The sequence below is a fragment of the Gelidibacter sp. genome, from assembly GCF_039916245.1.
Lineage (GTDB): Bacteria > Bacteroidota > Bacteroidia > Flavobacteriales > Flavobacteriaceae > Gelidibacter.
Genome location: NZ_JBDSLS010000273.1, coordinates 1 through 7604 on the forward strand (window position 1 = coordinate 1; position 7604 = coordinate 7604).

3 protein-coding genes and 1 pseudogene are annotated in these 7604 nt (G+C 37.3%); 2 read left to right on the forward strand and 2 right to left on the reverse strand.

All coding sequences use genetic code 11. The annotated features are described in order from the left end of the window. Positions 1–6 precede the first annotated feature (6 nt). The gene (locus ABIQ28_RS13895) at positions 7–1992 is read right to left on the reverse strand and encodes a S9 family peptidase (protein WP_348038326.1); all 1986 of its coding nucleotides are present in this window, start codon (positions 1990–1992) and stop codon (positions 7–9) included. A gap of 601 nt (positions 1993–2593) precedes the next feature. Between ABIQ28_RS13895 and ABIQ28_RS13900 the strand changes: the two genes are divergently transcribed. Together ABIQ28_RS13900 and ABIQ28_RS13905 are read left to right on the forward strand one after the other, a co-directional pair. Continuing rightward, positions 2594–5602 (forward strand): TonB-dependent receptor, encoded by a 3009-nt coding sequence (locus tag ABIQ28_RS13900; protein WP_348038328.1) that lies wholly within the window; start codon positions 2594–2596, stop codon positions 5600–5602. Between the two features lie 10 nt (positions 5603–5612). Continuing rightward, entirely contained in the window at positions 5613–6962 is a 1350-nt protein-coding gene (locus ABIQ28_RS13905) for a RagB/SusD family nutrient uptake outer membrane protein (protein ID WP_348038330.1), read from the forward strand. A 339-nt stretch (positions 6963–7301) separates the two neighbouring features. Here ABIQ28_RS13905 and ABIQ28_RS13910 read toward each other — a convergent pair. After that, positions 7302–7604, reverse strand: a pseudogene (locus ABIQ28_RS13910) (acyl-CoA dehydrogenase); the annotation flags it as partial.

Sequence of the window (7604 nt, forward strand, 5' to 3'; positions counted from 1 at the left end):
TTGTTTTTATTTTTTTAAATATTTGCCATACCAATCAAGATATCTCTGAAACCTGTCCACTTGATAACTTAATACTTGTAATCCGTGAAACTGATTTGGGTAAATCACTAATGTGGTAGGCACATTCAATGTTTTTAAAGCGGCGTACATTTGTTCAGTTCCTACTGAAGGTACATTAAAATCGTTTTCTCCAACCATAAATAAGGTTGGGGTTTTAATTCTGCCTGCATGAGTAAAAGGATATGATAGTCTTAAATACCGATCCAAACCATCTTTGGTCCAAGGCAACCCGATTTCTTCATTCCACTGTAACAAATATTGATCTATGCCATACATGGAAAGCTGCATAGCACTTCCGGCACCACTGCAAGCGGCTTTAAATCGAGTATCTGTAGCGATGGTATAATCGGTTAAAATTCCGCCGTAACTCCATCCGCCAATTCCCAATCTATCCTTATCTACCCAACCTTGATCTACCAAATAATCAGTGGCCCCCAATAAATCCTTAACCTCTAGATTCCCCCAATCGGCATAAATAGCTTTGCTGAAATCTATGCCGCGGCCATTACTTCCTCTATAATTTACGGCGGCAACAGCATATCCACCTCCCGCAAGAATTTGTCGTGTAAAATCGAAAGAATAATCGTCCTGTGTTACTGGACCTCCGTGAATATATAAAATGAAAGGCAGTTTTTCGTCCCCTTTCCCAGACGGTTTATAAAACAGTCCGGAAACTTTTGTCCCATCTTTACTAATGGATTCAAATCCTTTTACCTCGGCCAACGCAACGTTTTTAAGCCAATCTTCATTGATGTGGGTAATTTGATTCAGCTTACCGTCGGTAAGTGTATAAATGTTTTCAGGGTGTTGTGGGTCGCTCATCATGACTAACCATCCACCTGACTGCCGGCTTTCTAATTTTGAAAAACTTCTATTTCCACCAATAATTTGATTAAGTTTTCCTGAGGAAATATCAACTTCAGATACATATCTCTGTCTGTCATCTTGTACCAAAAAGGCTATTTTTTTGCTATCGGGCGACCATCTGAAATTTGCTACAGGACGATCCATTTTTTGGGTAAGAAGTTTTTCATTACCTCCATTGATATCCATAATGGTTAAAATACTATTATCATAATTTATAAAAGTAGCGTCATCTGTGGAGCGTAGATAAGCGATGTATTTGCCGTCTTTACTGAATTGTGGCGACCCTTCTCTTCCTTTCCAATGCGTAAGTTGCTTCATCTCAGCGCCTTTTTTCGCCTCCATTGAATAAATAGCATCATTATGGTTTCGGTCTGGGTCTTCTGTTCTATTGCTTACAAAAACAATAGTTTTTCCATCGGGAGACCAGGCCGGAGAAGTTTCATCGAAATTTCCTGTGGTGAGCTGTTCTACTTTTTCAGAAGCAATATCCAGCAGATATAAATGCGTGTTATGATTTAAAATATAACCGCTAACATCCTGCTTAAAATGATAACGATCTACCACAATAGGAGCTTTTACCTCATCTTTTTTCTTTTTCTTATCTTCAACATCCTTCATGACCAAGACGATTTTAGAACCGTCTGGTGACCATTCGTAATCTTCAAGATCATACTTCTCTTTAGTGAATTGCTTTGCCTCACCACCTCTCCTGTCCATTAACCACAGTTGATTGGCATCTAAAGTATCTGCTTTTTTTGAAGATAGATAGGAAATATATTTTCCATCAGGACTAAATTTAGCATTAGATTCACCTTCTGGAGTGAAAGTGATTTGTAAATTATCTTTACCATCCCAACTTGTCAGAAATAAATCGGACTGTTTTTTATTTTTGATAGAATCCGGTTTAGCGACACTATACATGATCCATTTTCCATCTGGAGAGACCTGAGGGTTGGATACAGATTTATACTTATAAACATCACTAGGAACAAGATTTCTTTTATTTTGCCCCTGTAGGAAAAGAAAGCCTAAAGAAAGTGTAATGGAGAGTACTATTTTTTTCATAAAGGACCATCTGAGTTAAGTACACAATTTAAGTAATAAAAAGAAAATATTTTTTTTATTTTTAACTTTTATTAACGTTTTGACTTTTCTTTTAAACTAAGGTAGATTTTATTAACAAATGCGTACGGAATTATTCGTTCTTACGAATTATAAGCAAGCTAAATACATCTTGTTTTTAAATCACTCTTTTCGCCATACATGCGCTTTGAAATACTTCGATCTGTTTTGATTCTTCTTTTTTTTCAGCTATTAAAATTCGTTTGATACGACATTTTTACGCGAGCGTATTACCTTTTTCCTTGCACACACTTTGCACAGTTTCAGTCTCTAAATTCTTGTAAAGCCCTCTCAACCAATACCTCATTGAGAATTTATTGTACGTGTGATTTTAAAATTAGCCATTTGAAATTGTAATTTTCACGGAGTTTGATCTCATTAAAACCCTTAATGCTTCACAAAAAAGCAGTTTGATCTCATAATCTGAAGTTAATTATCATAGCCAAAAATTTAACATAATACCATCAAAAATAAGATATCCAATTCTTGTTTCTTTAACATATAATTAGCACTTTTGAGTTAATAATTTTAAATAAATTAACATATGGAGAGAAAATTAACAAATAGTTTAGTTTTATTCGCGCTTGCATTTTCCAGCTTTGCATTTGGCCAGGACCTGAAAATAAGCGGAATCGTAAAAGGCGAGAATAACTTTCCGCTGCCAGGGGTAAATATTTTGGTCAAAGGCACCGACAGAGGAGCATTGACTGATTTCAACGGAAATTACATGATCTCCGCAACCCAGAATGATGTACTTGTTTTTAGCTATGTCGGCTACACAACCCAAGAAATTGTTGTGACCACTGTTACCACCCTAGATGTGAATCTTGCTTTAAATACTTCCGAATTAGATGAAATTGTCGTGGTAGGTTATGGTAAATCCACTAAACGAAACTTAACCGACAACGTTGCCTCTGTTTCTTCAAATGAAATAAATAATATTCCTGTACCCAGTGTACAAAGCACTCTCTCTGGTAAAGCATCCGGCGTGCAGGTCACTCAGGTAAACGGAAAAGCAGAATCTGGGATTAAGGTAAGAGTTAGAGGGGTCGCTACAATATCTTCTAGTCAAGAGCCACTTTATGTCGTTGATGGAATTCCTATCATAAACAGCGATGAAAATATCAACGACTCTCCGATCAATCCCCTTATAAGTTTAAATCCAGATGATATTGCTTCCATTGAAATCTTAAAGGATGCCTCATCTGCTGCAATCTATGGCGCACGAGGAACTAACGGGGTTGTTTTGATAACTACGAAACGTGGGAAATCAGGCAACACCAAAATATCTTTAAACACTTCCTATGGATGGAGCAAAGCTACCAACAGAATGAAATTCTTAAATACACCACAATATGTGGAACTTTTAACCGAAGCGTATCTTAATGAGGGCTACACTTTAGAAGATGTTGCAGCTGACTTAAACGATTTTAGTGAAAATGAAGCAGACTGGAAGAATTCCGCTGTGGACACCAATTGGGAGGATCTGGCGTTTGTAAATGGTGGTGTGCAAACCTTAAATTTGAATGCTTCTGGGGGTGCAGAAAAAACCCAGTTCTTTTTATCAACAGGATACAATAAAACCGATGGGATTGTAAGGGGAAATAACCTTGAACGTTACAGCTTTAGAGCAAATGTGGACCATAATGCTTCAGAAAAACTTCAAATAGGCATGGCTTCTAGTATTGCCAAAACCCTGATTGCGAGATTGGCAAATGATAACCAATTTGCCAATCCATTACAGGCTTCTGCGCAACAGCCCTTTATTAGACCCTATTTAGATAATGGAATGCCAAATTCCAACACTTTGTATTATAACTTTCTTAACCAAGTATCGAATGCCTATAATGAAACAACTATCTGGAGAACTATTGCAAATTTATATGCGCAATACCAAATTATCCCAAGCCTTAGCTTTCGCTCCGAAGTTGGATATGATTTAAATATACAGACCGCAGAAACTTTTGATGGCCATTTAACCCAATCTCAATCAGTGGGTGGATATGCAGTGGCTAATAGTGTTGAAAATGAAAAATACACCTTAAACAATTACTTTAACTATTTGACTTCCATTACTGATGACATTGAATTAGAAGCCATTGGAGGCATATCCTTTGAAGACGACCGAAGAAAACAACAATCAGTCGAGGGACAAGGTTTTCCTTCAGATGATTTGCGCACAGTTGACAGTGCTGCAGAAATCGTGGGCGGTGGTTCAAGCCGATCTCAATTTACTTTTCTTTCCTATTTTGGAAGAGCAAATTTAAATATCCTTAATAAATATTTATTTAAAGCAAGTTTAAGATACGATGGAAGTTCACGATTCGGAAAAGATGAACAATTTGGTTTATTCCCGGCCATTTCAGGAGCTTGGATTATGTCTGATGAAGATTTCTTAAAAGACAGTGAGCTACTTTCTCTCCTAAAAATTAGAGCGAGCTGGGGTGTCACCGGAAATGCAGGCATTGGTAACTTTGCCAGTCGCAGCTTGATTTCAGGCGCTTCCTATAATGGTCGCCCGGCTTTGCAGCCCACACAATTGGGAGATCCTTCTTTAAAATGGGAAACTACTAATCAATATGATTTAGGGTTAGACTTTGGTATTGTAGAGAATAGGATTTCTGGACAAATTGATGTTTATAATAAAACGACTACCGATTTAATTCTTGCTGAACCAATTCCATCCACATCAGGCTATACAACCTTAACACGTAACGTAGGACAATTAAAAAATACCGGGATTGAGTTTGTTTTAGATACTAAAAACTTTGTCGGAGAAATGTTTACATGGTCCTCAAGTTTTAATATTTCTTATAACAAAAATGAAGTCACCAGCTTACCGGGAGGCGAAATAGTTTCCGGACAAAATATAGTTAGTGAAGGGGAAACGCTCGCGTCCTTCTATATGGTCGAGTATGCGGGGGCAGACCCAGCAAATGGTGATGCTTTATTTGTATCCAATGTATTAAAAGCCGATGGCACGCGTGACAAAACTTTAACCAATAATTACAATTCTGCAGCACGTGTCATTTTAGGCTCCCCATTCCCAGATGTCCTTGTAGGATTTACTAACAACTTGAACTATAAAGATTTTGATCTATCCTTTACCTTTCAAGGTCAATATGGTGCTTCTATTTACAATGGCGCTGGTCGCTATCAATCTTCTAACGGCGATTTTTTCGACAACCAAACTATCGATCAGTTAAATAGATGGCAAAAGCCAGGTGACATTACCAATGTGCCACAAGCGCGGTTTTTAGGAGGTAATGGCACCCAGCATTCATCGCGATATTTGCAGAAAGCAGATTTCATAAGATTACGGAACCTTACTTTTGGATATACACTTCCTAACGACTTTAGTAAATCTATAAATATCGATAAGCTTAGGATTTATTTTACTGGAGTTAACTTATTAACGTTTACTGAATATACCGGTTATGATCCAGAATCAACCTATGATGTATATGCTGATAGCAATATCAATGTGGGAACTGCCTTCTATTCTGCGCCGTCTTCCAAAACATACACCGTTGGGATAAATCTTCAATTCTAAAACAACTATTATGAAAACATATAACATACTTTTATTTTTCAGTGTCGTGTTGGTAAGCTGTAGCAGCAAATTAGATATTGATCCAAAGCAAAGCTTAACCCCTGAATCGGCATTATCATCTGCGGAGAACATTCAAAACCTTTTAGTAGGCGCTTATGATCTTGCTGGACAAAGCACATTGTTCGCAGGAGATTATACTTTAGCGTCAGAATTACTAGCAAATAACGGCGAATTAGCGTTTCGTGGCACTTACTTAGGCCCAGCTGAATTTAACAGAAAATTGGTGACTTCCGGAAACACTTTTGTAAGAGACTACTGGGTGTACTCTTATGCAGTTTCCAATCAGGTAAATTTAGTATTGGAAGGACTTGATAAATTTGATGATCCCGATGAGGCTTCACGTGTTGAAGGCGAAGCTAAATTTTTGCGTGCTGCAGTGTACTTTAATTTAGTGAAATTTTTTGCCCTACCTTATAAGGCCAACACACAAAATATCCAATTAGGAGTGCCAATTGTTATCAGCGCGGTAAGTGATGCCTCTCAAATTACATATCCTTCCAGAAATTCTGCGCAGGAGGTTTATGACTTTGTGGTCTCAGACCTTAACGCAGCAGTAGATTTACTTCCTGAAAATAACAGTTTTTATGCCGATAAATATGCTGCGCAAGCATTACTCGCAAGGGTATACTTACAAATGGGCAAATATGAAGGTGCCCGTGATGCTTCAAATAATGTCATAAAAAACAGCGGATACAGTCTTACAGCTGATTATCCTTCAGCCTTTAACAATGAAAGTAACTCTACCGAAGACGTTTTTGCTTGGCAAATAACCACTCAAGACGGCCTTAACGATATGACCACTTTCTGGGCCACCCGTATATACGGAGGAAGATCGCTCACAGGAGATGTCACCATAGAGCCTCCTTATTTTACGAATTTCAGCGATAATAATGATCAAAGAAGCAAGTTTTTCTACGCAGGAAATGGAACACTGCTTTCAACGAAATGGCAAAATCAATTTGCAAACGTTCCCTATATTCGTTTAGCTGAAATGTATTTAATTCGGGCGGAGGCCAATTTCAGACTTGCAACGGAGTTAGGCGCTACACCACTTGAAGACATCAACCTTATACGTAAAAGATCCAACGCCACGCTGTTCAACAGCATAACCCTTGATACTATTATTTCGGAACGCAAACGAGAATTAGGTTTTGAAGATGCTGCGCTTCACGATGCCAAACGCTTACAAAAAAGTATTGGAGCGCTACCTTACAATTCTGACCAATTAGTGCTTCCAATACCTCAACGAGAAATTGATGCCAATAAAAACCTAGAACAGAATCCAGGGTATAATAATTAATTTTAGATGATTAGATAAAAAACTCCCTCCTAAAGAGAACACTAAAGCATAAAAATGAATGAAAAGGAGCAAAAACAGCAATGTTTTCGCTCCTTTTTCATGTGTTTCACAGTGATTAACAACTACATGTGAGCTTTATTACATCGACGAAAGATTCAGTTATGCACTTATTCTCATTGCTATGCTTTTCGCAATAAATTCTAATCTTCTCAGAAAAAATTAAAATCATTTCCAGATTACTTTATACGCTTGTCTTAAAACTTTCAATAGCCATTATTGCTCATTGAAAATCAAAAAACATGAAAGCGCTTCATCAGCAATAAATCAGATTTTTTTCTTTCATTTTATAAAAATATGATGCTGAGACGCCGTAAAATAATCCCTAAAAATCTGATTGAGTTGATGGTCAATTCTACTGGCTTTGATGCCTAGTTTAGGATAAATTTCTATGATTAAACAAGAAATACTACTGACAGAGTTTGTCGCTTGGCTATGTACTTTTTGGATATATGCTTCTGTAAACTCCTTTGACTGCTGAATAACACTTTCGATTTCTTCAGAAAATTGAACAATATTCTGATTTGTAGATGAAATAGTCTTTTCTAGATCACCCAGCGATTCTTTTGGTAAAATGGTCTGTGC

What these genes read in the sequence shown, in the direction of transcription:
- ABIQ28_RS13905 (WP_348038330.1), top strand. Translation starts at nt 5,613, where the DNA reads ATGAAAACATATAACATACTTTTATTTTTCAGTGTCGTGTTGGTAAGC.
- ABIQ28_RS13895 (WP_348038326.1), bottom strand. Translation starts at nt 1,992, where the DNA reads ATGAAAAAAATAGTACTCTCCATTACACTTTCTTTAGGCTTTCTTTTC.
- ABIQ28_RS13900 (WP_348038328.1), top strand. Translation starts at nt 2,594, where the DNA reads ATGGAGAGAAAATTAACAAATAGTTTAGTTTTATTCGCGCTTGCATTT.